Below are 22,936 nucleotides of genomic sequence, written 5' to 3'. Positions count from 1 at the left end.
GCGCTGCGAGGTCAGACCATGGCGAACGCCACGACTGCTTCACCTGCCTTGATGGCGGCCCCCGCTTCGGAACGCATCGCGCCGAAGCGGCTGTTCGCCTTCATCATCATGGTGTTCGGGATGTTCATGTCGATCCTGGACATCCAGATCGTCTCGGCGTCCCTCAGTGAAATCCAGGCCGGCCTGTCGGCGAGCTCGAGCGAAGTCTCCTGGGTCCAGACCGCCTATCTGATTGCCGAAGTCATCGCGATCCCGCTGTCGGGCTTCCTGTCGCGTGCGTTCGGCACGCGGCTGTTGTTCGCGATCTCGGCCGCGGGCTTCACCGCCTCGAGCCTGCTCTGCGGCTTCGCCACCACCATCGAGGAGATGATCCTCTGGCGCGCGCTCCAGGGCTTTCTCGGCGCCGGAATGATCCCGACCGTGTTCGCCTCGGCCTACACCGTGTTCCCGCGCTCCAAATTCCACATCGTCGGTCCCATCATCGGGCTCGTCGCGACCCTGGCTCCCACGATCGGGCCGACCGTCGGCGGCTACATTACCGATCTGATGTCGTGGAACTGGCTGTTCTTCATCAACGTCGTGCCCGGCGTCGCCATCACCGTCGGCGTGCTGGCGCTGGTGGACTTCGACGAGCCGCATTTCGAACTGCTCGACCGCTTCGACTGGTGGGGCCTGCTCTTCATGGCCGGCTTCCTCGGCACGCTGGAATATGTGCTGGAGGAAGGCCCGCAATATGAATGGATGCAGGACACCTCGGTCGCGATCTGCGCCTGGATCTGCGCGATCTCGGCGATCGCCTTCTTCTGGCGCGTCTTCACGGCGGCCGAGCCGATCGTGAATCTGCGCACCTTCTCCAACCGCAATTTCGCCATCGGCTGCCTCCTGCAGTTCTGCATCGGCATCGGCCTCTACGGCCTGACCTACATCTATCCGCGCTATCTCGCCGAGGTGCGCGGCTACAGCGCGCTGATGATCGGCGAGACCATGTTCGTCTCCGGCATCACCATGTTCCTGGTCGCGCCGCTGGTCGGCCGGCTGATGGTGAAGCTCGACATGCGCTACATGATCGCCTTCGGCCTCGTCGTGTTCGCGATCGGCTCCTACCAGATGACCTGGATCACGCGCGACTACGATTTCTACGAGCTGCTGGTGCCGCAGATCCTGCGCGGCGTCGGCATGATGTTCGCGATGGTGCCGACCAACAACATCGCGCTCGGCACGCTGGCGCCCGACAGGGTGAAGAACGCATCGGGCCTGTTCAACCTGATGCGCAATCTCGGCGGCGCCGTGGGCCTCGCCGTCATCAACACCGTGCTCAACGACCGCACCGACCTGCACATCACGCGCCTCCAGGAGCGCGTGACCTGGGGCAATGCGACCGCGACCGAAACCCTGACCATGTTCATGCAGAAGTTTCAGGGCCTCGGCGATTCCACGCTGATGGCGATGAAGCAGCTCTCGCAGCTGGTGCACCGTCAGGCCGTGGTGATGAGCTTTGGCGACGCCTTCTTCATGCTGACGCTGTTCTATCTCGGCCTCAGCCTGCTGGTCACGCTCCTGAACAAGCCGGCCTCGCTGACCGGCGGCGGCGACGCGCATTAGGCAACTAACTACGAGCTGTCATCGCCCGGCTTGACCGGGCGATCCAGTACGCCGAGGCAGTTGTGATTGAACCGAGAGGCCGCGGCGTACTGGATGCCCCGCCTTCGCGGGGCATGACGGCGGAGCTTGAGGCGGCGGCGACGCCGACCAGGGCACCCGCGAACCAAATTGCAACACTCGTTCGTGATCTCGCGCGAGCCCCGTTGCAAACCGCAAACGACACATCTATAAAGCGCATCTCATTCAATCGAACCGGGAGGGATTTGCATGATTTCGTCGCATTCGCAGATCGTACGCCCGCGCTCGATGATGCTCTGGCTCGGTATGTGCTCGGCCTCCTAGAGGCCCTTTCCGCCAGCTTCGATTGGGCTCCAGGTCCCGATCGTCCGACTTCCCAACCCAAAGCCACCTTTAGCTGACGCTGTCTCGGCCCTCGCGGCTGTCCTGCGTCCATCGATGGAGCCGGCCCGCGCGCAAGGCGGCCGGATGATGTCATGACCGCTCTGTCAAACAAGCCCGCGGCGATTCGCGTGGTGCTGCCCTTCGTGTTCCGGCACTGGCTGAAGCAGCCGGGGCGCGGCCTCGTCGTGGCCGGCGGCCTGCTGGGTGCCACTGTGGCCGACCTGTTCATGCCGGTGTTCTCGGGGCACCTGATCGACGCCTTGACGCGCGGGCCGTCCGATCCCGATGCGCGCCACGCAGCGCTCGTCGCATTCGGCGGGATCGTCGCGCTCGGCGCGGCCTCGATGGTGCTGCGGCTGGTAGGCCTTCAGGCGATCGTGCCGTTCACGCTGAAGATCATGTCCGAGGTCGCCGAGGGTGCGTTCACGCGCGTGCAGCGCTTCTCGACCGACTGGCACGCCAACTCCTTTGCGGGCTCGACCGTGCGCAAGGTCACGCGCGGCATGTGGGCGCTCGACCTGCTGAACGACACCATCCTGCTGGCGCTGCTGCCCTCGCTGGTCGTACTGATCGGGTCGATGGTCCTGCTCGGCGTGCACTGGGCCTCGCTCGGCGTGGTGATCGCGCTCGGCGCGCTTTTCTATGTCACGATGACGGTGCTGTTCTCGACGCGCTACATTGCGCCGGCCGCGCGGATCTCCAATGCCTGGGACACCAAGGTCGGCGGCACGCTGGCGGATGCGCTGACCTGCAACGCGGTGGTGAAGTCCTTCGGCGCGGAAGCGCGGGAAGATGCGCGGCTCGCCCGCGTCATCAAGCGCTGGCGCGTGCGCGTGCGGCGAACCTGGTTCCGCTACAATTACACGGCCATGGCGCAGCTCGCGCTGCTGCTGGCCTTGCGCGCCTCCGTGATCGGCGGCTCGGTGCTGCTGTGGATCTCCGGGCATGCCTCGCCGGGCGACGTCACCTATGTGCTGACCAGCTACTACGTCATCCACGCGTACTTGCGCGACGTCGGCATGCACATCAACAACCTCCAGCGCTCGGTCAACGACATGGACGAGCTGGTGGCCATCCATGACGAGCCGATCGGGATCGTCGATGCGCCGGACGCGCGGCCGATCGCGGTCGAGGGCGGCGAGATCGTGTTCGACGATGTCACGTTCCACTACGGCGGCCATCGCGCGCCGCTGTACGACGGCCTGTCGGTCACGATCCGCGCCGGCGAACGGGTCGGCCTGGTCGGCCGCTCCGGCTCCGGCAAGACCACTTTCGTCAAGCTGGTGCAGCGGCTCTACGACGTCTCGGGCGGCCGCATCCTGATCGACGGCCAGGACATCGCGAAGGCCACGCAGCAATCGCTGCGCAGCCAGATCGCGATCGTGCAGCAGGACCCGATCCTGTTTCACCGCTCGCTCGCCGAGAACATCGCCTATGGCCGGCCCGGCGCCAGCCTCGAGGCGATCGAGCAGGCGGCGCGGCTGGCCAATGCGCACGACTTCATCCTGCGTCTGCCCAAGGGCTACGGCACGCTCGTCGGCGAGCGCGGTGTGAAACTGTCGGGCGGCGAGCGGCAGCGCGTGGCGCTGGCGCGCGCCTTCCTGGCGGACGCGCCGGTGCTGATCCTGGACGAGGCGACGTCGAGCCTCGATTCGGAATCCGAGGCGCTGATCCAGCAGGCGATGGAGCGGCTGATGAAGGGCCGCACCTCGATCGTGATCGCGCACCGGCTGTCGACGGTGCGCAGTCTCGATCGGATCCTCGTGTTCGACCGCGGCGAGATCGTCGAGCAGGGCACCCACGCCGTGCTCGCGGGCAAGCCAGGGGGCATCTATCGCGGCCTGTTCGAGCGCCAGGTGGTGGAGCTCGGACGACTGGCAGCAGCGGAATAAGAGGCGCGCGGCGGCGGGACGAAAGTCTCGCCGTCACGTGGCCTAAGGATGGAATGAGATGAAAGACCTGACGAACGGCTCCATCGTGAGACACATCCTGGCCATGGCACCGCCGATCATGGTCGGCATGGTCACGATCATGATCTGCCAGCTGGTCGATCTCTATTTCGTCTCGGGACTGGGCGATGCGGCCGTCGCGGGCGTCGCCGCGGCGGGCAACGCCGGCTTTCTCATCAACGCGCTGATGCAGGTGCTCGGCGTCGGCACGGTGGCGCTGATCGCGCATGCCGTGGGACGCAAGGATCGGCCGGATGCCAATTTGATCTTCAACCAGGCGATCGCGCTGTCGGTGCTGTTCGGCCTGTTGACCCTGGTCATGGGCGCGGCGCTGTCGCGTCCCTACATGCGCGCGATCGCGGCGGACCAGGCCACGATCGAGGCGGGGACCACTTATCTGCTGTGGTTCATGCCGGCGCTCGCGCTGGAATTCGCCATGCAAGTGCTGGCATCGGGGCTGCGTGCGACCGGCATCGTGGGCCCCGCGATGTTCGTGCGGGTGCTCGCGGTCGTCATCAACATCGCGCTGGCGCCGGTGCTGATCTCGGGCTGGGGAACGGGCTACGCGCTCGGTGTTGCCGGTGCGGGGCTGGCGAGCTCGATTGCCGTGGCGATCGGCGTTCTGGTGCTGCTGGCGTATTTCCGCAAGGTCGAGCGCTATGTCGCCTTCAATCGGGCGCAGTGGCGTCCGCAGCCGCGCCACCTCAAGCGCATCCTCAATGTCGGCCTGCCGGCCGGCGGCGAGTTCGCGATGATGTTCATCTTCATGGCGGTGGTCTACTACGTGCTGCGCGATTTCGGCGCAGCGGCGCAGGCGGGCTTCGGCATCGGACAGCGCGTCCTGGCCCTGATCCAGATGCCGGCGCTTGCGATTGCGCTCGCCACCGGGCCGATCGCCGGCCAGAACGTCGGCGCCGGAAAGGGCGCGCGGGTGCGGGACACCTTCGTCAAGGCGGCATTGATCACCACCGTCGTGATGATCGGCTTCATGTGCATTGCGCAGCTGAAGCCGGAGCTGCTGCTCGCCGGATTCTCGAACGACCGGGAGACGATGGCGATCGCCTTCCTGTTCCTGCGGATCATCTCGCTCAACATGGTGGCACAGGGCCTGATCTTCACCTGCTCGAGCATGTTCCAGGGCCTCGGCAATACCAAGCCGGTGCTCCTGAGCTCGGCGACGCGCGTCTTCACCTATTCGCTGCCGGCGATCTGGCTCTCGACGCGTCCGGGCTTCCGCATGGAGTACGTCTGGTACCTGTCGATCGCGGCGACGACGCTCCAGGCCGCGCTGAGCTTGTGGTTGTTACACCGCGAATTCGGCAAACGCCTGGCGGCGCCCCCGCAGGACGCGGCCCCGGAGCAAGTGGAAGCTGAGCCTGTCGCGCCTCCCGCGCGTGCGCCCGCGTAGCGACGGCTCAAGACCTGCCGACGCAAGGAAGGTCTAATGCGCACCAAGGCTGTTCCAGACGAGGCCGAGCCCCGACAGGAACAGCAGACCGAGCACGACATCGCCAAAGTGCTTGTCGCTCAGCGCGTGATAGACGCGTGCGCCGGCCCATGCGCCGATCAACGTGCCGGGAAACGCGACCAGCGCGAGCCAGACCACCTTGAACGCGACGAGGCCCGACGCCGCCTGCAACACCAGCGCGGTCGCGAGCACGGTGAAATTGAAGAGCTGGAAGATGCCGCGCCGCTCGTGCTTGTTCCAACCGCGGATATTGGCCCACAGGATCGGCAGCGGCCCGGAGAGTCCAGCAAGTCCGCCAAGAATGCCGCCGGCAAAACCGATCGCGCCGTCGGCGATCCGGCCGCCGAACGTGATGGCGAGCGGCCTCTTGTTCAGATAGAGCGCGCTCGAGAAGATCAGCAGCAGCACGCCGATGCTCAGCTTGAACACTTTGGGATCGGCGGAGGCGACCAACATGGTTCCGAGCGGCACCCCGATCAGTCCCCCGATCAGGAAGGGCCAGACCAGCGAGAGGTCGAAGCTCTTCCACATTGACGGCAGCGTCGAGGTCTGCGCGATCACCGAGCAGATCAGCACCAGGGGCACCGCGAGCGAGGGCGGCAGGACATAGAGCCAGATGCCGAGCGCCATCAGCGCCGTGCCGAACCCGGCCAGGCCCGAGACGAAGCCGCCGGCCAATGCACCGAGCAGCAGCAGCGCGTAAGCGTAGGTTTCCAACGGATTGTCCTTGTCGCCACCGGCAATCCCGAGCTGTCGATCGCCACCGCCCGCATAGCACGGCTGCGGCCGTGCAGGTCAATCCATACTGCGCGCAGGCGTGGTCTGCGGCGTCGGGCTTTTCCGGATCATGCTCTAGACGATCTGCCTGATGTCGGCGGGCTCGCGCAGCGCGCTGACCAGGATGCGCAGTGCTTCCGTCAATTCCGCCCTGTTGCGTGCCGCGCCCAGCGAGACACGGGCCGCATGCGGCGGCGTCCCGTCGATGGTGAAGGCATCGCCGGCCACGACCGCAAGACCATTCCGTAGCAGATGCGCCGCGACATCGGGGCGGCCCTCCGGCAGACGCAGCCACAGATGATGGGCGGCGGGCTTGGCCAGGAATTGAAAGCCTTTCAGTGCGCGCTGCGCGAGTTGCTGGCGGCCCACCGCCTCGTTGCGAATGGCGGTGATGATGCGATCGGCGATGCCGGTCTCGAGCCAATGCGTCACCAGCGCAACCATCAGCGGCGCCGGCATCTGCACGGTGGCCTGCAAACAAGAACGCATCTCCTGCTGCGCGGCGTTGTCGGGGGCCACGAGATAAGCGACCCGCAGTGCCGGTGCGATGCATTTTGACAGCGTGGTGGCCAGATAGGTCCGCTCCGGAATGAGGTTGGCGATCGGCGCTGCCGAGCGGTCGAGCAGCCCGTAGGCGTCGTCCTCGATCAGCGTGGTGTCGGCATCGCGGATGATCCTTGCGATGGCGCCGCGCCGCTCGGCGGAAAGTGTCGCCGTGGTCGGATTGTGCAGCGTCGGGATGAGGTAGACGGCTTTCGGTCTGTGCGCGCGGCAGGCCTTTGCGAGCGCATCGGGCAGGATGCCGCCGTCATCCATGGCGACGCCGACGAGCTTGATGCCGAGCCGCGCCGCGGCGGCCTTGATGCCGGGGAAGGTGAGCGCTTCCGTGAGCACGGTGTCGCCGGGCCGCGCGAGATGGGCGAGCAGGTTGAACAGGATGGTCTGCGCGCCGGGAAAGATCACGAGCCGGTCGGCGTGCGCGTGCGGGACACGCGCGCGCATCCAGCGCGCCGCGACCTCGCGCTCATGCGCGCTGCCGCCGGGTGGCTGGTAGTTCAGGAACGCGGTCAACCCCGATTGCGCGCGGATGGCTTCCATCCCGGCGATGATGCGCTCGTCGAGCTGCGCTTCCAGTGGATGCGGCGGCACGTTCATCGAGAGGTCGATCGCAACGGGATGCGGCAAGTCGACCGCGCGGCGCGCGCTGGTCTCCGACACGAACGAGCCCTGGCCGACGCGGGCCTCCAGAATCCCGCGGCGCCGCGCCTCGGTGTAGGCGCGCGTCACCGTGGTGAGGTCGATGTCGAGCGCCTTTGCGAGCGCGCGCTGCGTCGGCAGCTGCTGGCCCCGCACCAGCCGGCCGGCTGCGATGTCGGCCTCCATGGCGTCGACGATGCGCTGGTAACGCGGCCCGCTCAGCTCCGAGATTGTAGGGGTCCAATCCATGCAATTTAGGCCCATATCCTTTGAATGTATGGATGCAGGATATTATTGTATGGATCATCAGAACGGAAGAGGTGTCGTCATGACGACCGGTTCAGTTTCCCTGGCAAAGGCGATGTGGCGCGGTTTTCGAGGCAAGTGCCCGAACTGCGGCGAAGGACATATGTTCGGACGCTTCCTGAAAGTGGCGGACAGCTGCGACCATTGTGGCGAGGAACTGTTCCATCAGCGCGCCGATGACTTTCCGGCCTATCTCGTAATGGTCGTGGTCGGCCATCTCGTGGTTCCGGCGATCCTCGCGGTCGAGACCGCCTATGCCCCGCCGGTCTGGCTGCAATTGGCCGTGTGGCTGCCGGTGACGCTGTTCGCGTCGCTTGCGTTGCTGCAACCGACCAAAGGCGCCATCGTCGGCCTGCAATGGCAGATCGGCATGCATGGCTTTGAGGCTGGCAAGTTGCGGCGTGAGGCCGGTGCGCTCGTCCTCGCAAAAGTGAATACACGCGCGGCCTGAGCGGCGCCGGCGTTTACATCGCGCGCGCGGCCGCTACACTCCATCGTACAAACAAGAACGATGGAAACGCCGATGGCCGCACGCGCGAAGACCTTCCTGCTCTGTCATGGCGCGTGGTCCGGCGGATGGGCCTGGAAGAAGATGCATCCGCTGATGGCGCAGGCGGGCCACCGTCTGGTCGCGCCGACCTATACCGGGCTCGGCGAGCGTTCGCATCTGGCAAGTCCCGCGATCGATCTCGATACGCACATCCAGGACATCCTCAACGTCATCGCCTTCGAGGATCTCCGCGACATCGTGCTGCTCGGCCATAGCTATGGCGGCATGGTTGCGACCGGCGTTGCCGACCGCGTGCGCGAGCGTGTGACGCAGCTGATCTATCTCGACGCCTTCGTGCCGCGCGACGGCCAGTCGCTGTTCGATCTCAACGAGAGCGGGCGCGAGCCGATGCGCAAGGCCGCGGCCTCCGCCGACGGCTATCGCATCTCGCCGAACCCGCCGCCATCGGATACGCCGCAGGCCGATCTCGACTGGCTCAACGCGCGCCGCGTCGCCATGCCGATCAAATGTTTCGAGACGAGCTTGAGGCTCGACCATGGCGAGCCGGCGATGCCGCGCAGCTACATCTATTGCAAGCGCATTCCGCCCGGTGACGTGTTCGGGTAGTTCGCGAAGCGCACGAAGAGCGAGGAGGGCTGGCGCTATTTCGAGCTCGATGCGAGTCATGCGCCGAATGTCACCGCGCCGGAGGCGTTGATGGGCGTGTTGAACGAGATCGTCGCCTGACTCACAATCGTCATTCCAGGGCTCGCGAAGCGAGAACCCGGAATCCATTCCTCCACCAACTCTGCGGCTCGATGGATTCCGGGCTCGTGCTGCGCACGCCCCGGAATGACGACGGTGAAAATGGTGAAGGGTTCGGCGCGTTAACACCGAACCCCTCGTTGCTTCCTTAGCAAGACGCGTTTTCTTCACGCGAACCGGAAAACCACTTCGCTCGAAAACGCTTTAGAATATCAGCCGGCCTGTAAGCCGGGTTCTGTAGGGCACCGTCCGCTTGCGCGAACGATACGTGACGGCCATTCCTCTGGGACACATGTTTGCACATGGCCTCGAGCAACCTACCCGGACGGCGGGCCTGACATCGCCCCGCGGCGTTATCGCTTGCGCGATCGGCCCGCATTCGCCGTCCCTATTCGGTTTTGCTCCCGGTGGGGTTTACCATGCCGGCTCCGTTGCCGGAACCGCGGTGCGCTCTTACCGCACCTTTTCACCCTTACCTCGCCATAGCCCCGAAGGGGCGACGGCGGGCGGTTCGTTCTCTGTGGCACTTTCCCTGGGGTTGCCCCCGCCGGACGTTATCCGGCACCGTATGTCAAGGGAGCCCGGACTTTCCTCCCCGGCGGCCTTTCGACCGTTGCCGGAGCGGCCGTCCGGCCGACTGACGGGGTTAGGCATGGGCATTTGTGACGGTTTCGTCAAGCCGAGATCGTCGCGCACGCCTTGCCCGAAATAATTTATCCTGAAGATGTCGTTTGGTGCGTGGCCCGTTCGACTGGAAGTCGGCGATTTAGCCGAACAACAGGAGTTAAGCGATGCAGTATCTGCTGCTGATCTACCGGAACGAAGCGGAGTTGAGCAAGATGAGCCCGGCAGACCGTCAGGCGATGTCGGCGGAGTACGGCACGTACACGCAGTCCATCGTCCAGAGCGGCCATTTCAAGGCCGGTGATGGGCTTCAGCCGACCTCGACAGCGACGACCGTGCGCGTGCGTGACGGCAAGACCCTGTCGACAGACGGTCCGTTCGCGGAGACCCGCGAGCAGCTTGGCGGCTACTATCTGGTCGAGGCGAAGGATCTCGACACCGCCATTGGGCTGGCTGCGCGGATCCCCGGGGCCAGGGAAGGCTCGATCGAAATCCGGCCGGTCATGATCTACAAGTGATCTCGTCCTCGGACATCGAGACGATCTTTCGCGACGAGGCGGGGCGGGCGCTGGCCACGCTGATCCGCCTCGTCGGCGATTTCGATCTCGCCGAGGACGCGCTCCAGGACGCCTTTGCCGTCGCGCTGGAGCGCTGGCCGGCGTGCGAGGTCCCCGACAATCCCCGCGCCTGGCTGGTCAATGTCGGTCGCAACAGGGCGATCGACCGCATCCGCCGCCAGGCCGTCTTCCGCGGCAAGCAGCAGGCTCTGGTGCACGAGCTCGAGCTGAACGCGCAGGCGCCCGACGAGCCGCCGGTCATGCTCGACGACGACATGCTGCGGCTGATCTTCATCTGTTGCCATCCCGCGTTCGCGCCCGAGGTTCAGGTCGCGCTGACGCTGCGCACCATCTGCGGGCTGTCCACCGCGCAGGTCGCCCGCGCCTTCCTCGTCGGTGAGGAGGCGATGGCGCAGCGGCTGGTCCGCGCCAAGCAGAAGATCAGGCTCGCCGGCATTCCCTATGAGGTGCCCGAACGCGACGCGCTGGCGCCGCGGCTCGATGGCGTGCTCGCCGTCATCTACCTCGTCTTCACCGAAGGCTATGTCGCAACCTCGGGCGCAGACCTGATGCGGCCGGATCTCGCGGTCGAGGCCATCAGGCTCGGCCGTTTGCTCGACCGGCTGATGCCTGACCGGGCCGGCATCAAGGGCCTGCTGGCTTTGATGCTGCTGCACGACGCGCGCCGCGCCGGACGCGCGACGTCTGCCGGCGACATCGTGCTGCTGGAAGAGCAGGACCGCACGCTCTGGGATCGCGCGCAGATCGAGGAAGGTCTGCGTCTCGTGGACGACGCCTTGCGCGTGCCCGGCCGGCCGCAACCCTATGCGGTGCAGGCTGCGATCGCCGCGCTGCATGCGCGCGCGCCGAGCTTTGAAGAGACCGACTGGCCGCAGATCGCCGGGCTCTACGAGGTGTTGCTGCGGATCAATCCTTCGCCGGTGATCGAGCTCAACCACGCCGCCGCAATCTCGATGGTCGACGGCCCGGCGCGCGCGCTCGATCTCGTCGATGCGATCACCGCGCGCGGCGGGCTCGACGGTTATGAGCTGTTGCCTGCCGTGCGCGCGGATCTGTTGCGGCGGCTGGGGCGCAAGGACGAAGCGCGCGAGGCGTATGGTGCGGCGACGGCGGCGACGCAGCTCGAGCCACTGCGGCGGCTCTATGCGCGGCGGGTGAGGGAGATGGACTAGTTGCCATATACTCCGTCATTGCGAGCGCAGCGAAGCAATCCAGAATGGTTCCGCGGAGACAGTCTGGATTGCTTCGTCGCAAGAGCTCCTCGCAATGACGAGTGCGTGGCTGGCGCCGTCACTTCGACGCGACGGCCGTCCCGTCCGGCAGGCTCGCCAGCAGCGCCTGCAAGGTCGACAGCGTCGAATGATCCGCAACACCATCGAGCCGCGCCGGGCGGAAATGGCGCTGGAAGGCGGTGACGACTTCCATGGTCGCGGCGTCGTATTTGCCGGTCAGCGGCACGCCGTAGCCGTATCGCGCGAGCGCCTGCTGCAGGCTCAGCACTTCGTCGCTGATGGTGCCGAGCATCAGGCTCTCGCCGCGCACGACGGGCGTGGGCGTGACCCAGTGGCCGACGCCGGAATTGGCCAGCGAATGCCACGGAAATTTCTCGCCCGGATCCTTCTTGCGCGCGGGCGCGACGTCGGAATGGCCGAGCACGCGGTGCGCCGCCACCTTGCGGCGGAGCATGATGCCGCGGCACAGCGCGATCACGGCGGCGATCTGGCGCAGCGGAAATTCCGGATAGCCCCAGTCGTGGCCGCGATTGACGATCTCGATGCCGATCGAGCAGGAGTTGACGTCGTCCTCGCCACCCCAGGACGAGACGCCGGCGTGCCAGGCGCGCCTCGCCTCGGGCACGCATTGCACGATGCGGCCGTCCTCGAGCACGACGTAATGCGCCGACACTTCGGTGCCCGCCGTGCACAGCCGCGCCAGCGCGCCCTCGACATCGGGCATGCCGGTGTAGTGCAGCACGATCATGTCCGGCTGCCGTCCCTTGGCGCGTTCGCCATGGTTCGGCGAGGGGATGATGTCGGAGACGATCGAGGAATCCGGCTCGAACGTCCGCATGTTCGCCGCGGCCTTGGGAACCGGGAGAACGCGTTGACGCTTCGAATCAGATCCAGATGGCGTGGACGAACCGGACGACATAAACAGCTCAAGTCGGAACAGGAGAGTGGGCCAAGCTCTTCTCTTTACTATTCCTTTACCCTCCGCCGTGCGCAATCGCGCGTCGCGGTTAACGGACGCATTTTGGCCGGGTGTGTGGATGAGGCATCACTGCCGCCTCACCTTTTCGACTTGTAACGGGCCGATCAACGCTTTCTTAACGCTAAGGGCCGTTACTGAGGGATGAAGAGCCGACCCGCGTCCGGAGGCGGCCAAAGCGTATTTTGGCTCGAAATCCCATGGCTGCCCGACAAATTCCACTGGGAACACTGGGTTGGCGGCCCGGGACGACCGGGCTCGGTAACCATGCTGGACAAGGGTTGGGTCGTGGAACCGCCGCGACGCGGAATCATTCGAGGCGTTATGGGCTGGCTCGCCCCGGATCTGGCTTGGTCGTTCGGCAGGCGTGGCGCATGAGCTCCGCTCCTCACATTCCCGTGCTCGGCCGCGAGGCCATCGATCATCTTGCGCCGCGCGAGGGCGGAATCTATGTCGACGCCACCTTCGGCGCCGGCGGTTACAGCCGCGCCATCCTCGACGTGCCGGGAACCCGACTGATCGCGATCGACCGCGACCGCACCGCCATCGCAGGCGGCGCCGAACTGGTCGAGCGCTCTGCCGGTAGGCTGACACTGGTCGAGGACCGCTTCTCCAATCTCGCCGAAGTCTGCGTGGCGCAAGGCGTTGAGACGATCGACGGCGTCGTGATGGACGTCGGGGTGTCCTCGATGCAGCTCGACCAGGCCGGCCGCGGCTTCTCCTTCCGCCTCGACGGTCCGCTCGACATGCGGATGGGCCAGGCGGGCCCGACCGCCGCCGACGTCGTCGCGCGCGCCTCGGAAGGCGATCTCGCCGACATCATCTATCTCTTCGGCGAGGAGCGGCATTCGCGCCGCATCGCCCGCGCCATCGTCGCGGACCGGCAGGAGACGCCGGTCACGACCACGCGCGCGCTCGCCGACCTCGTCGGCAGGGTGGTTCGCTCCAAGCCCGGGGACATTCATCCCGCGACGCGGACGTTCCAGGCCCTGCGCATCTTCGTCAACGAGGAGCTCGAGGAACTCCAGACCGCGCTCGCTGCGGCCGAGCGCGTGCTCAAGCCCGGTGGTCGCCTCGTCGTGGTCTCGTTCCATTCGCTGGAAGACCGGATCGTCAAGAATTTCCTCGCCGCGCGGTCCAAGACCGGCGGCGGCTCGCGGCACCTGCCGGAAGTCGCGCAAACCGCGCCGAGCTTTCAGCTCCTGACGCGGCGGCCTGTCGTCGCCGGTGAGGACGAAGTTGCCCATAACCCGCGCGCGCGTTCGGCAAAACTGCGCGCCGCGGAGCGCACCTCGGCGCCGGCGCACAAGGACGATGAGTCCTCGTCCTGGCCAAGACTCTCCGACGTGATGAGGGGAGGCTAGCGCATGCGCTTCATCCACCTCCTCGTCATCGGCGCGCTGATCTTCGCGGCGGCCTATGTCTACCGGATCAAGATGGACTCCACCGCGCGCACGGAGAAAGTGCTGCGGCTGCATGCGGAAATCCGCGAGCAGCGCGATGCGATCGCCTCGCTCCGCTCCGAATGGGCCAAGCTCGATGCGCCCTTGCGCCTGCAGGGCCTGTCCGAGCGGCACCTGCCGCTCAAGCCGGTCAACGGCACGCAATATGACTCGCTGAAGAACCTGCCCGAGCGTCCGCCGCGGATGTTCAGGCCCGGCGAGCCCGACCCGATCGGGGCCATGCTCAACACCATCGAAGCCGCGAGCGACCCCGACACCGTGACGGGCTCCGTGCCTCAGCCCGAGGACAAGCAATGAGCGCCGTGACTCCGGCCAAACCGACCGAACCCTGGCGGCAGCGGCTGATCCGCAGCCTGCTCTACGGGCGCAATGTCGACCGCGCCGCGAAGGCGCGCGCGCGCGTCGGACTTGCGATGCTCGCCTTCGCCTCGGTCTACGTCCTGATCGGTGGCCGGCTCGTGATGTTCGCGATCGGTGCCGACGCCCACAGCGCGCGCCGTGCGGCGTCGCAGGAGGTGGTTGCGACTGCGCGGCCCGACATCATCGACCGCAACGGCGCCATCCTGGCGACCGACGTCAAGGCGGCGAGCCTGTTCGGCGAGCCGCGCCGCATCATCGACAAGGACGAGGCGATCGAGCTCCTGACCGCGACCGTGCCCGACCTCGACGAGGCCGAGGTGCGCGAGCGCCTGAAGACACGCAAAGGCTTCGTCTGGCTCAAGCGCGAGATCACGCCGAAGCAGCAGCAGGACATCCACAAGCTCGGCATTCCCGGCATCGGCTTCCTGCGCGAGAACAAGCGTGTCTATCCGACCGGCAATGAGGTCGCCCACCTCATCGGTCTCGTCAATATCGACAACCAGGGCATCGCCGGCATGGAGAAGTGGCTCGACAATCAAGGGCTCGCCGATCTCCACACCGCGGGCTTTGCCACCGACCGCCTGCAAAAGCCGATCGAGCTCTCGGTCGATCTGCGCGTCGAGCACGCGTTGCGTGACGAGCTGCTGAAGGCCAAGGAGAAGTATCACACCAAGGCGGCGTCCGGCATCGTCTCCAACGTCAAGACCGGCGAGATCGTGGCGATGGTCTCGCTTCCGGACTTCGACCCGAACAATCCGAAGGAAGCGCACGACCCCGACCGCATCAACCGCCTCACCACCGGCGTCTACGAGATGGGCTCGACCTTCAAGGCGTTCACGCTGGCGATGGCACTCGATTCCGGAAAGATCAATCTGAACTCGTCGTGGGATGCGCGCGGAAACCTGCACTACGGCAAGTTCACCATCCACGACAGCCATCCGCTCGGACGCTTCATCAACACCAAGGAAGTGTTCACCTTCTCGTCCAACATCGGCGCCGCACGGATCGCGCTCGGCCAGGGCGTCGAGGCGCACAAGGCGTTCCTCGCCAAGATGGGCCAGCTGACGCGGCTGCGCACAGAGCTGCCGGAGAGCGCAGCTCCGTTGATTCCGCGCCGCTGGAGCGAGCTGAACACGGTCACCGTCGCGTTCGGTCAGGGCCTGTCGGTGGCGCCGCTCCAGGCGGTGATGGGCATCAACGCCCTGGTGAACGGCGGCTATTTGATTCCTCCGACCTTCATGAAGCGCAGCGAAGCGGAAGCGGCGGCGATCGCCAAGCGCGTGATCAAGCAGGACACCAGCGACAAGATGCGGTTCCTGATGCGGCTCAACGCCGAAATCGGTACCGCCAAGACCGCCGACGTCAAGGGCTACTATGTCGGCGGCAAGACCGGCACGTCCGAGAAGGTCATCAACGGCCGTTATGCCAAGAAGCGCGTGCTCAACTCCTTCACCGCGATCATGCCCTGCGACGATCCGAAATATCAGATCCTGATCATGCTGGACGAGCCGCAGGCGATCCCTGAAACGAAGGGTTTCATCACCTCGGGCTGGAACGCGGTGCCGACCGGCGGCAGGGTGATCGAGCGGATCGCACCGCTTCTGGGCGTCCAGCCGCGGTTCGACCTGCCGCCGTCCGAGCGCCTTATTCTTGCAGCATCCAGAACAACCCAGTAATCAACCGGGTAGGCCATCGCCGCTGCTGAGTCGGGAGTTTCCGGCGATTCGGCTTTCCGGCATGTCGACTGGACGACCATGAAGCTGCACGATCTTTTAGGCAATGACGCCGCAATCGAGCCCGCTGTCGCGGCGCTCGAGGTGACGGGGCTTGCGCTCGACAGCCGCGTGGTCAGGCCGGGTGATCTCTTCTTCGCGCTCGCGGGCAGCAAGACCGACGGCGCACGCTTCATCGATGCTGCGGTCGCCGCAGGTGCGGTGGCGATCGTCGGCGACCATGCGCCGGCCGCTTGCAAGGTGCCGTTCGTCACGGTGGCCAATCCGCGCCGCGCGCTGGCGCTGGCCGCGGCGAGATTTTTCCCGGCGCAACCCGCGACCATCGCCGCGGTGACCGGCACCAGCGGCAAGACCTCGGTCGCCGCGTTCACGCGCCAGATCTGGGAGCGGCTGGGCCATGCCTCCGCCAGCATCGGCACCATCGGTCTGGTCTCGCCGAAGCGTACCGTCTACGGCTCGCTGACCACGCCGGATCCGATCGCGCTGCACCGGCAATTGGACGAGATCGCGCGCGAGGGCGTCACGCATCTCGCCTTCGAGGCGTCCTCGCACGGGCTCGATCAATATCGCCTCGACGGCGTGCGCGTCTCCGCCGGCGGCTTCACCAATCTCTCGCGCGATCACATGGATTACCATCCGACCGTCGCGCATTATCTTGCGGCAAAACTCCGGCTGTTCCGCGAGCTGGTCCCGCCGGGTGGCGCGGCCGTGATTTCGGCCGATCATGATTGCTCGACCGAAGCAATCGATGCGGCGAAGGCGCACGGCCTGCGCGTGATGGCGGTCGGCCGTAACGGCGATGGCGCAGGCGGGGGCATTCGTCTCACCGAGGCCGAGGTCGAGGGCTTTTCGCAAAAGCTCACGGTCGAGCATCGCGGCAAGCGATACGCGATCCGGCTGCCGCTGGTCGGCGAATTCCAGATCGAGAATGCGCTGGTGTCGGCCGGCCTCGCCATCGGCACCGGCAGCGATGCGGCAAACGTGTTCGCGAGCCTCGAACATCTCGAAGGCGCCAAGGGCCGGCTCGAGCGCGTCGGCGAGCGCAATGGCGCGCCGATCTTCGTCGACTATGCGCACAAGCCCGACGCGCTGGCGAAGGCGCTCCAGGCGCTGCGGCCTTACGCGAAGCGCAGGCTGGTCGTCGTGTTCGGCGCCGGCGGCGACCGCGATGCCGGCAAGCGTCCGATCATGGGTGAGATCGCCGCGGACAATGCCGACGGCGTCATCATCACCGACGACAATCCGCGCAGCGAGAAGCCGGAAGCGATCCGTGCAGCGATCCTCGCCACCGCGAGAGGCGCCCGCGAGATCGGCGACCGTGCTGCGGCGATCCGCGCCGCGATCGAGGAACTGGAAGAGGGCGATGCGCTGCTCATCGCCGGCAAGGGCCACGAGACCGGGCAGATCGTCGGCGGCGAGGTTCTGCCCTTCAGTGATCACGAGGCGGTTGCCGCCGCACTAGCGTCGAGGGTTGCATGAGCGGGCCACTATGGACGGTTGCCGAGGTGGCGCGGGCGCTGGGCGCTGCCGGATCATTTCCGGACACGCCGATCGACTTCGTGACGCAGGACAGCCGCCTGGTGAGACCGGGCAGCCTGTTCGTCGCGCTCAGCGGCACGCCGAGCGGCGGCTTCATCTCGGCCTTCGCCAGCGCGCGCGACGGCTGGGAGTTCGCCGACAAGGCGGAAGCCTCGGGCGCGGTCGCGATGATCGTGCCGCACGAGATCGCCGGCATCCGCATCCCTCAGATCGTGGTGAAGGACACGCTGATCGACGGCCTCTGGGGCCTCGCGCGCGCCGCACGCGCGCGCTTCAACGGGCCGGTGATCGGGCTCACCGGCAGCGCCGGCAAGACCAGCACCAAGGAATTTCTGGCGGCCTATCCGAACGCCTATGCCAGCCCGTCGAGCTTCAACAATTTCTGGGGCGTGCCGCTGACACTGTGCAATGCGCGGCCCGATGCCAGCCTCTGGGTCGTCGAGATGGGCATGAACCAGCGGGGCGAGATCGCGCGGCTCAGCGAGTTGACGCGGCCGACGGTCGCGCTCGTCGTCAACGTCCAGCCCGTGCATCTGGAAAAGCTCGGCTCGCTCGAAGCCATCAGGCGCGAGAAGGTCTCGATCGCGCTCGGCCTGCCGGAGCATGGCGTGCTGGTGCTGCCCGCCGGGCTCAAGGCGTCCGAATGGAAGGGCAAGGTGGTGCGCTTCGGCGAGCATGCCGAGGTGCACGAGGTCGCGCATGCCCCGCACGGCGAGAGCTGGCAGGTCGTGGCGATGATCGGCAAGAAACAGATCGCCTTCAGCCTGACGCCGGGCGCGCCGCACCGCGTGCAGAATGCGCTCGCCGCGCTCGCTTCGATCCGCGCGGCGAACCTCGACGCCGCGACGCTCGCGATCAAGCTCGACCGCGTCGGCATCATGACCGGCCGCGGCGTCGAGCAGGCGGTCGGCGGCGTCACCGTGATCGACGACAGCTTCAACGGCAACCCGGCCAGCGTGGCTGCTGCGCTGCAAAGCCTCCAGGCGCGCAACGTGACCGGCGGCCGCCGCATTGCGGTGCTCGGCGATATGCTGGAACTGGGCGATGACGCACCAAGCTACCATACCGGCCTCACCAAGCATCTCGAAGGCATCGCTGGCGTCTATTGCGTCGGGCCGCTGATGCGCCACCTCTACGACGTGCTGCCGGCCGGCAAGGGCCTTGGCTGGCACGACGATCCCGCCACGCTGAAGCCGGGCGAGGTCGCAAGCCTGCTGAGGGCAGGCGATGTCGTGGTTGTCAAGGGCAGCAAGAAGATGTTCTGGGTCAACAAGTTTGTGCCGGGCCTAGTGGCCGCCTTGCAGGCAAAGGCGTAAACTGCTTGGAAGGCGCTGTTCCCGAATCCCACCCTTTGCGGCGCGAAGCGTTTTCCCAGAGGTCGCCCGACCCCATGATGAAGACCAGCGAATGCGCGTGAGGCACGCTGAGGCCAAGATCAAAACCAAGGCCCGTGCGAAGGCGCCATAGGACCGACTGAATGTTTTACTGGCTAATCGAGCTCTCCAACACATTTCCGGGCTTCGGTGCCTTTCGCACCTTCCTGAACGTCTTCCGCTACATCACCTTCCGCACCGGTGGCGCCGTCGTTACGGGCGCGCTGTTCGTGTTCCTGTTCGGTCCCTGGATCATCGATCATTTGCGCATCCGCCAGGGCAAGGGCCAGCCGATCCGAACCGATGGCCCGCAATCGCATCTCGCCAAGAAAGGCACGCCCACCATGGGCGGGCTGATGATCCTGTCCGGCCTCACGGTCGGCACGGTGCTGTGGGCCAACCCGCTCAATCCCTATGTCTGGATCGTGCTGGCGGTGACGCTCGGCTTCGGCTTCGTCGGCTTCTATGACGACTACCTTAAGGTGACCAAGCAGACCACGACCGGGTTTGGCAGCAAGCTTCGCCTGCTGATCGAGGCGGCGATCGCGCTGGTGGCCTGCTACGCGCTGGTGCGCCTGAACCGCGATCCCGCGTCGACCGCGCTGACCATTCCCTTCCTCAAGGACACCGTGCTGCATTTCGGCTGGTTCTTCGTCGTGTTCGGCGCCTTCGTCATCGTCGGCGCCGGCAATGCGGTGAATCTCACCGATGGTCTCGACGGCCTCGCCATCGTGCCCGTGATGATCGCGACCGCGAGCTTTGCGATGATCGCCTATCTCGCCGGCAACGCGGTGTTCGCCGACTATCTCCAGATCAAATATGTCGCCGGCACCGGCGAGCTCGCGGTGCTCTGCGGCGCGCTGCTGGGCGCCGGCCTCGGCTTCCTCTGGTTCAACGCGCCGCCGGCCTCGATCTTCATGGGCGACACCGGCTCGCTCGCGCTCGGCGGCATGCTGGGCGCCATCGCGGTCGCGGTGAAGCACGAGATCGTGCTCGCGGTGATCGGCGGCCTGTTCGTGCTGGAAGCGGTCTCCGTCATCGTGCAGGTGGTGTCGTTCAAGCTCACCGGAAAGCGCATTTTCCGCATGGCGCCGATCCACCACCATTTCGAGCAGCTCGGCTGGACCGAGCCGCAGATCGTGATCCGGTTCTGGATCATCTCGGTGATGCTGGCGCTGGCCGGCCTCTCGACGCTGAAGCTGCGGTGATCGATCGATGATCCCGGTTACGTCCTTTGCCGGCAAGACAGTCGCGGTATTCGGCCTCGGCGGCTCGGGGCTCGCGTCCTGTCACGCGCTGAAAGCCGGCGGCGCCGAGGTGATCGCCGCCGACGACAATGCCGAGAACGTCGCCAAGGCCGCGCAGGCCGGTTTCATCACCGCGGACCTGCGCAACGTCTCCTGGACGAATTTCGCAGCGCTGGTGCTTGCGCCCGGTGTGCCGCTGACCCATCCGGTGCCGCACTGGAGCGTGCTGAAGGCGCGCGAGGCCGGCGTCGAGGTGATCGGCGACATCGAGCTGTTCTGCCGCGAGCGGCGGCGCCATGCGCCGGATGCGCCGTTTGTCGCGATCACCGGCACCAACGGCAAGTCGACCACGACGGCGCTGATTGCGCATCTGACCAAAGTCGCCGGCTACGACACCCAGATGGGCGGCAATATCGGCACCGCGATCCTGTCGCTGGAGCCGCCGCGCATGGGGCGCGTCCACGTCATCGAGATGTCGTCCTACCAGATCGACCTCACGCCCTCGCTCGATCCCTCCGTCGGCATCCTGCTCAATGTCAGCGAAGACCACATCGATCGCCACGGCACGATCGCGCACTACGCCGCGGTGAAGGAGCGTCTCGTTGCGGGCGTGCAAGCAGGCGGCACCTCGATCGTCGGCGTCGATGACGGTTTTTGCCGCGACATCGCCGACCGGCTCGACCGCGCCGGCAAGAACGTGGTGCGTATCTCCGTCAAGAATCCGCTGGCGAGCGGCATCCATGTCGAGCACGGCACCATCGTGCGCACCGCGGGCGGCGCGCGCAGCGAGATCGCCAAGCTCGGCGGCATCGGTTCGCTGCGCGGCCTCCACAACGCGCAGAACGCGGCCTGCGCCGCCGCCGCCGCGCTCGCGATGGGCATCAGCCTGGACGTGCTTCAGAACGGCCTGCGCAGTTTTCCGGGCCTTGCACATCGCATGGAGCAGGTCGGTCGCCGCGACAACGTGCTGTTCGTCAACGACTCCAAGGGCACCAATGCGGACGCCACCGCGCATGCGCTGTCGTCCTTTTCGGACATCTTCTGGATCGCCGGCGGCAAGCCGAAAGCGGGCGGCATCACTGGCTTGACCGGCTACTTCCCGCGCATCCGCAAGGCCTATCTGATCGGCGAGGCCGCGCAGGAGTTTTCCGGCACGCTGGGGACACAGGTGGCGCACGAGATCAGCCAGACCCTCGACGTTGCCGTCGAGCACGCCGCTCGCGACGCGGAAGCGTCGGGCCTGGCAGACGCCGTCGTGCTGCTGTCGCCGGCCTGCGCGTCCTTCGACCAGTACCGCAACTTCGAGATCCGCGGCGCCAAGTTCCGCGAACTGGTGCAGGCGCTGCCGGGTGTGAAGCCGGTGGTGTGAGGGCGCACTGGCTCCACATCTCCGCTGTCGTCGTCCGGCTTGACCGGGCGACCCAGTATCCCAGAGACGGTGCTTGAGCCGAGGGGCCGCGGCGTACTGGATGCCCCGCCTTCGCGGGGCATGACGAGCACGTGAGGTGGGCGCTCCCTCTATCTCGAAACATCCGCTTTTCCTTAACCCCCCGGTAACCAACCTCGGCGACCAATGGACTGATCTCTGTCCGAAAGCGGCCGCCCATGCTCTCCCGTGAAGAACGCACCCCCTTTTCCGAGTGGTGGTGGACCGTCGACAAGCCGCTGATGGGCGCCATCCTGGCGCTGATGCTGACCGGCGTGATCCTGTCGCTGGCGGCGAGCCCGCCGGTGGCGACCCGCATCGGGCTCGACCCCTTCCATTTCTTCAGCCGGCACGTGATGTTCCTGGCGCCGTCCTGCCTGGTGCTGCTCGGCGTCTCCTTCCTGTCGCCGCGCGCGATCCGGCGGAGCGCACTGCTCATCTTCACGGTCAGCATCATCCTGATCGTGGTGACGCTCGCGATCGGCCCGGAAGTGAAGGGCTCGCGGCGCTGGATCACGCTGCTCGGCGTCAACATCCAGGCCTCCGAAATCGCAAAACCGTCGTTCGTCGTCATCGCCGCGTGGCTGTTCGCGGAATCGACCAGGCGGCCGGAGATGCCGGCGACCTCGATGGCGCTGGTGCTGCTGCTGATGCTGGTCTCGCTGCTGGTGATGGAGCCGGATTTCGGCCAGACCATGCTGGTTCTGATGGTGTGGGGCTCGCTGTTCTTCATCGCGGGCATGCGCATGATCTGGGTGTTCGGCCTCGCCGGCGCTGCCGCGGCCGGACTGTTCAGCGCCTATCTGTTCGTCCCGCACGTCGCCGGCCGCATCAAGCGCTTCATGAATCCGGCCTCGGGCGACACCTTCCAGGTCGATACCGCCATGGAGGCCTTCTACAACGGCGGCTGGTTCGGGCTCGGACCGGGCGAGGGCATCGCCAAGCGCAGCCTGCCGGACAGCCATACCGACTTCGTGTTCGCAGTCGCGGCGGAAGAGTTCGGCATCATCCTGTGCCTTGCTATGCTGGCGCTGTTCGCCTTTGTCGTCATCCGCACGCTGTCGCGCGCCTATGCCAATGAGGACATGTTCTCGCGCTTTGCGGCCTCCGGCCTTGCGATCCTGTTCGGCGTGCAGGCGGCGATCAACATGTCGGTCAACCTCCAGCTCATTCCCGCCAAGGGCATGACGCTGCCCTTCATCTCCTATGGCGGCTCCTCGATCGTGTCGCTCGCCTATGGCGTCGGCATGATGCTGGCGCTGACGCGGCTGCGCCCGCGCACCGAGGTCGAGGCCAGCGGCCACGCCGAGGCGATGCGCAGCTACGCGTAGCAGGTCTCGTGTCCCGGACAAGCGAAGCGCAGATCTACCGTCTTGTCTGTCAAGGGGGCCGATCGGCTGTAAGTGTGCGGCATCGTGCTCGGCAGTCA

General features: G+C 66.2%; 17 protein-coding genes, 1 other RNA gene and 1 pseudogene. 15 read left to right on the top strand and 4 right to left on the bottom strand.

Features of this window, described 5'->3' with window-relative positions; translation table 11 throughout:
* Window positions 1-18 precede the first annotated feature (18 nt).
* The 3 genes from XI09_RS13100 (at window position 19) to XI09_RS13090 (ending at window position 5,361) form a co-directional block, all read left to right on the top strand.
* A complete protein-coding gene (locus XI09_RS13100; RefSeq protein WP_271567207.1) occupies window positions 19-1,602 on the top strand; it encodes a DHA2 family efflux MFS transporter permease subunit in 1,584 nt (527 codons plus the stop codon).
* A 494-nt stretch (window positions 1,603-2,096) separates the two neighbouring features.
* Window positions 2,097-3,896, top strand: a complete 1,800-nt coding sequence (locus XI09_RS13095; protein WP_271567206.1) for an ABC transporter ATP-binding protein — start codon at window positions 2,097-2,099, stop codon at window positions 3,894-3,896.
* Between the two features lie 58 nt (window positions 3,897-3,954).
* A complete protein-coding gene (locus XI09_RS13090; protein ID WP_271567205.1) occupies window positions 3,955-5,361 on the top strand; it encodes an MATE family efflux transporter in 1,407 nt (468 codons plus the stop codon).
* Window positions 5,362-5,394: 33 nt separating this feature from the next.
* Here the strand turns inward: XI09_RS13090 and XI09_RS13085 are convergent, their stop codons facing one another.
* Together XI09_RS13085 and XI09_RS13080 are read right to left on the bottom strand one after the other, a co-directional pair.
* Window positions 5,395-6,138, bottom strand: coding sequence for a sulfite exporter TauE/SafE family protein (locus tag XI09_RS13085; protein WP_271567204.1), 744 nt, complete (start codon window positions 6,136-6,138; stop codon window positions 5,395-5,397).
* Window positions 6,139-6,273: 135 nt separating this feature from the next.
* The gene (locus tag XI09_RS13080) at window positions 6,274-7,644 is read right to left on the bottom strand and encodes an aminotransferase-like domain-containing protein (RefSeq protein WP_271567203.1); all 1,371 of its coding nucleotides are present in this window, start codon (window positions 7,642-7,644) and stop codon (window positions 6,274-6,276) included.
* A gap of 49 nt (window positions 7,645-7,693) precedes the next feature.
* On the opposite strand from XI09_RS13080, the gene XI09_RS13075 reads away from it, so the two are divergent.
* Together XI09_RS13075 and XI09_RS13070 are read left to right on the top strand one after the other, a co-directional pair.
* On the top strand, window positions 7,694-8,152 hold the full coding sequence (locus XI09_RS13075; protein WP_271567215.1) for a DUF983 domain-containing protein: 459 nt from the start codon (window positions 7,694-7,696) through the stop codon (window positions 8,150-8,152).
* Window positions 8,153-8,224: 72 nt separating this feature from the next.
* Window positions 8,225-8,938 (top strand): annotated as a pseudogene (locus XI09_RS13070) (alpha/beta fold hydrolase).
* A 226-nt stretch (window positions 8,939-9,164) separates the two neighbouring features.
* On the opposite strand, the gene rnpB reads toward XI09_RS13070, so the two are convergent.
* An RNA gene (gene rnpB, locus XI09_RS13065) (RNase P RNA component class A) lies at window positions 9,165-9,597 on the bottom strand.
* Window positions 9,598-9,747: 150 nt separating this feature from the next.
* On the opposite strand from rnpB, the gene XI09_RS13060 reads away from it, so the two are divergent.
* Window positions 9,748-10,098 (top strand): YciI family protein, encoded by a 351-nt coding sequence (locus XI09_RS13060; protein ID WP_271567202.1) that lies wholly within the window; start codon window positions 9,748-9,750, stop codon window positions 10,096-10,098.
* On the top strand, window positions 10,095-11,330 hold the full coding sequence (locus tag XI09_RS13055; protein ID WP_442869581.1) for an RNA polymerase sigma factor: 1,236 nt from the start codon (window positions 10,095-10,097) through the stop codon (window positions 11,328-11,330). Before XI09_RS13060 ends, XI09_RS13055 begins: the two co-directional genes overlap by 4 nt.
* Before the next feature lie 118 nt (window positions 11,331-11,448).
* Here the strand turns inward: XI09_RS13055 and XI09_RS13050 are convergent, their stop codons facing one another.
* Window positions 11,449-12,228: an N-acetylmuramoyl-L-alanine amidase gene (locus XI09_RS13050; RefSeq protein ID WP_271567201.1), complete on the bottom strand. Its 780-nt coding sequence runs from the start codon at window positions 12,226-12,228 to the stop codon at window positions 11,449-11,451.
* 512 nt (window positions 12,229-12,740) lie between these two features.
* On the opposite strand from XI09_RS13050, the gene rsmH reads away from it, so the two are divergent.
* The 8 genes from rsmH to ftsW all read left to right on the top strand — a co-directional run bounded on the left by rsmH (window position 12,741) and on the right by ftsW (window position 22,838).
* Complete coding sequence (gene rsmH, locus XI09_RS13045; RefSeq protein ID WP_271567200.1) at window positions 12,741-13,730, top strand: 16S rRNA (cytosine(1402)-N(4))-methyltransferase RsmH; 990 nt, start codon at window positions 12,741-12,743, stop codon at window positions 13,728-13,730.
* 3 nt (window positions 13,731-13,733) lie between these two features.
* Window positions 13,734-14,126, top strand: a complete 393-nt coding sequence (gene ftsL, locus XI09_RS13040) for a cell division protein FtsL (protein WP_011089349.1) — start codon at window positions 13,734-13,736, stop codon at window positions 14,124-14,126.
* Complete coding sequence (locus XI09_RS13035) at window positions 14,123-15,865, top strand: peptidoglycan D,D-transpeptidase FtsI family protein (protein ID WP_271567199.1); 1,743 nt, start codon at window positions 14,123-14,125, stop codon at window positions 15,863-15,865. The genes ftsL and XI09_RS13035 overlap by 4 nt, the downstream gene beginning before the upstream one ends.
* A 78-nt stretch (window positions 15,866-15,943) precedes the next feature.
* The gene (locus tag XI09_RS13030; RefSeq protein ID WP_271567198.1) at window positions 15,944-17,401 is read left to right on the top strand and encodes a UDP-N-acetylmuramoyl-L-alanyl-D-glutamate--2,6-diaminopimelate ligase; all 1,458 of its coding nucleotides are present in this window, start codon (window positions 15,944-15,946) and stop codon (window positions 17,399-17,401) included.
* Window positions 17,398-18,777: a UDP-N-acetylmuramoyl-tripeptide--D-alanyl-D-alanine ligase gene (locus XI09_RS13025; protein ID WP_271567197.1), complete on the top strand. Its 1,380-nt coding sequence runs from the start codon at window positions 17,398-17,400 to the stop codon at window positions 18,775-18,777. The genes XI09_RS13030 and XI09_RS13025 overlap by 4 nt, the downstream gene beginning before the upstream one ends.
* A 161-nt stretch (window positions 18,778-18,938) precedes the next feature.
* Window positions 18,939-20,042 carry a phospho-N-acetylmuramoyl-pentapeptide-transferase gene (mraY, locus tag XI09_RS13020; RefSeq protein ID WP_011089345.1) on the top strand — a complete coding sequence of 368 codons (1,104 nt, stop codon included), beginning with the start codon at window positions 18,939-18,941 and terminating at the stop codon, window positions 20,040-20,042.
* 7 nt (window positions 20,043-20,049) lie between these two features.
* On the top strand, window positions 20,050-21,450 hold the full coding sequence (murD, locus tag XI09_RS13015) for a UDP-N-acetylmuramoyl-L-alanine--D-glutamate ligase (protein ID WP_271567196.1): 1,401 nt from the start codon (window positions 20,050-20,052) through the stop codon (window positions 21,448-21,450).
* Window positions 21,451-21,686: 236 nt separating this feature from the next.
* On the top strand, window positions 21,687-22,838 hold the full coding sequence (gene ftsW / locus XI09_RS13010) for a putative lipid II flippase FtsW (RefSeq protein ID WP_271567195.1): 1,152 nt from the start codon (window positions 21,687-21,689) through the stop codon (window positions 22,836-22,838).
* The last annotated feature ends 98 nt before the right edge of the window (window positions 22,839-22,936 follow it).

The sequence above is a fragment of the Bradyrhizobium sp. CCBAU 11386 genome (assembly GCF_028128955.1).
Classification (GTDB): domain Bacteria; phylum Pseudomonadota; class Alphaproteobacteria; order Rhizobiales; family Xanthobacteraceae; genus Bradyrhizobium.
Note: the sequence above shows the minus strand (reverse complement) of the source record. Positions and strands in the feature narration are given on the sequence as shown.

Excerpts from the sequence above, each read along its gene's own strand:
- XI09_RS13075 (WP_271567215.1), top strand. The coding sequence starts at position 7,694 with ATGGATCATCAGAACGGAAGAGGTGTCGTCATGACGACCGGTTCAGTT.
- XI09_RS13050 (WP_271567201.1), bottom strand. The coding sequence starts at position 12,228 with ATGCGGACGTTCGAGCCGGATTCCTCGATCGTCTCCGACATCATCCCC.
- XI09_RS13035 (WP_271567199.1), top strand. The coding sequence starts at position 14,123 with ATGAGCGCCGTGACTCCGGCCAAACCGACCGAACCCTGGCGGCAGCGG.
- rsmH (WP_271567200.1), top strand. The coding sequence starts at position 12,741 with ATGAGCTCCGCTCCTCACATTCCCGTGCTCGGCCGCGAGGCCATCGAT.
- ftsL (WP_011089349.1), top strand. The coding sequence starts at position 13,734 with ATGCGCTTCATCCACCTCCTCGTCATCGGCGCGCTGATCTTCGCGGCG.
- XI09_RS13100 (WP_271567207.1), top strand. The coding sequence starts at position 19 with ATGGCGAACGCCACGACTGCTTCACCTGCCTTGATGGCGGCCCCCGCT.
- XI09_RS13025 (WP_271567197.1), top strand. The coding sequence starts at position 17,398 with ATGAGCGGGCCACTATGGACGGTTGCCGAGGTGGCGCGGGCGCTGGGC.
- XI09_RS13030 (WP_271567198.1), top strand. The coding sequence starts at position 15,944 with ATGAAGCTGCACGATCTTTTAGGCAATGACGCCGCAATCGAGCCCGCT.
- mraY (WP_011089345.1), top strand. The coding sequence starts at position 18,939 with ATGTTTTACTGGCTAATCGAGCTCTCCAACACATTTCCGGGCTTCGGT.
- XI09_RS13060 (WP_271567202.1), top strand. The coding sequence starts at position 9,748 with ATGCAGTATCTGCTGCTGATCTACCGGAACGAAGCGGAGTTGAGCAAG.
- XI09_RS13080 (WP_271567203.1), bottom strand. The coding sequence starts at position 7,644 with ATGGATTGGACCCCTACAATCTCGGAGCTGAGCGGGCCGCGTTACCAG.
- XI09_RS13090 (WP_271567205.1), top strand. The coding sequence starts at position 3,955 with ATGAAAGACCTGACGAACGGCTCCATCGTGAGACACATCCTGGCCATG.
- murD (WP_271567196.1), top strand. The coding sequence starts at position 20,050 with ATGATCCCGGTTACGTCCTTTGCCGGCAAGACAGTCGCGGTATTCGGC.
- ftsW (WP_271567195.1), top strand. The coding sequence starts at position 21,687 with ATGCTCTCCCGTGAAGAACGCACCCCCTTTTCCGAGTGGTGGTGGACC.
- XI09_RS13095 (WP_271567206.1), top strand. The coding sequence starts at position 2,097 with ATGACCGCTCTGTCAAACAAGCCCGCGGCGATTCGCGTGGTGCTGCCC.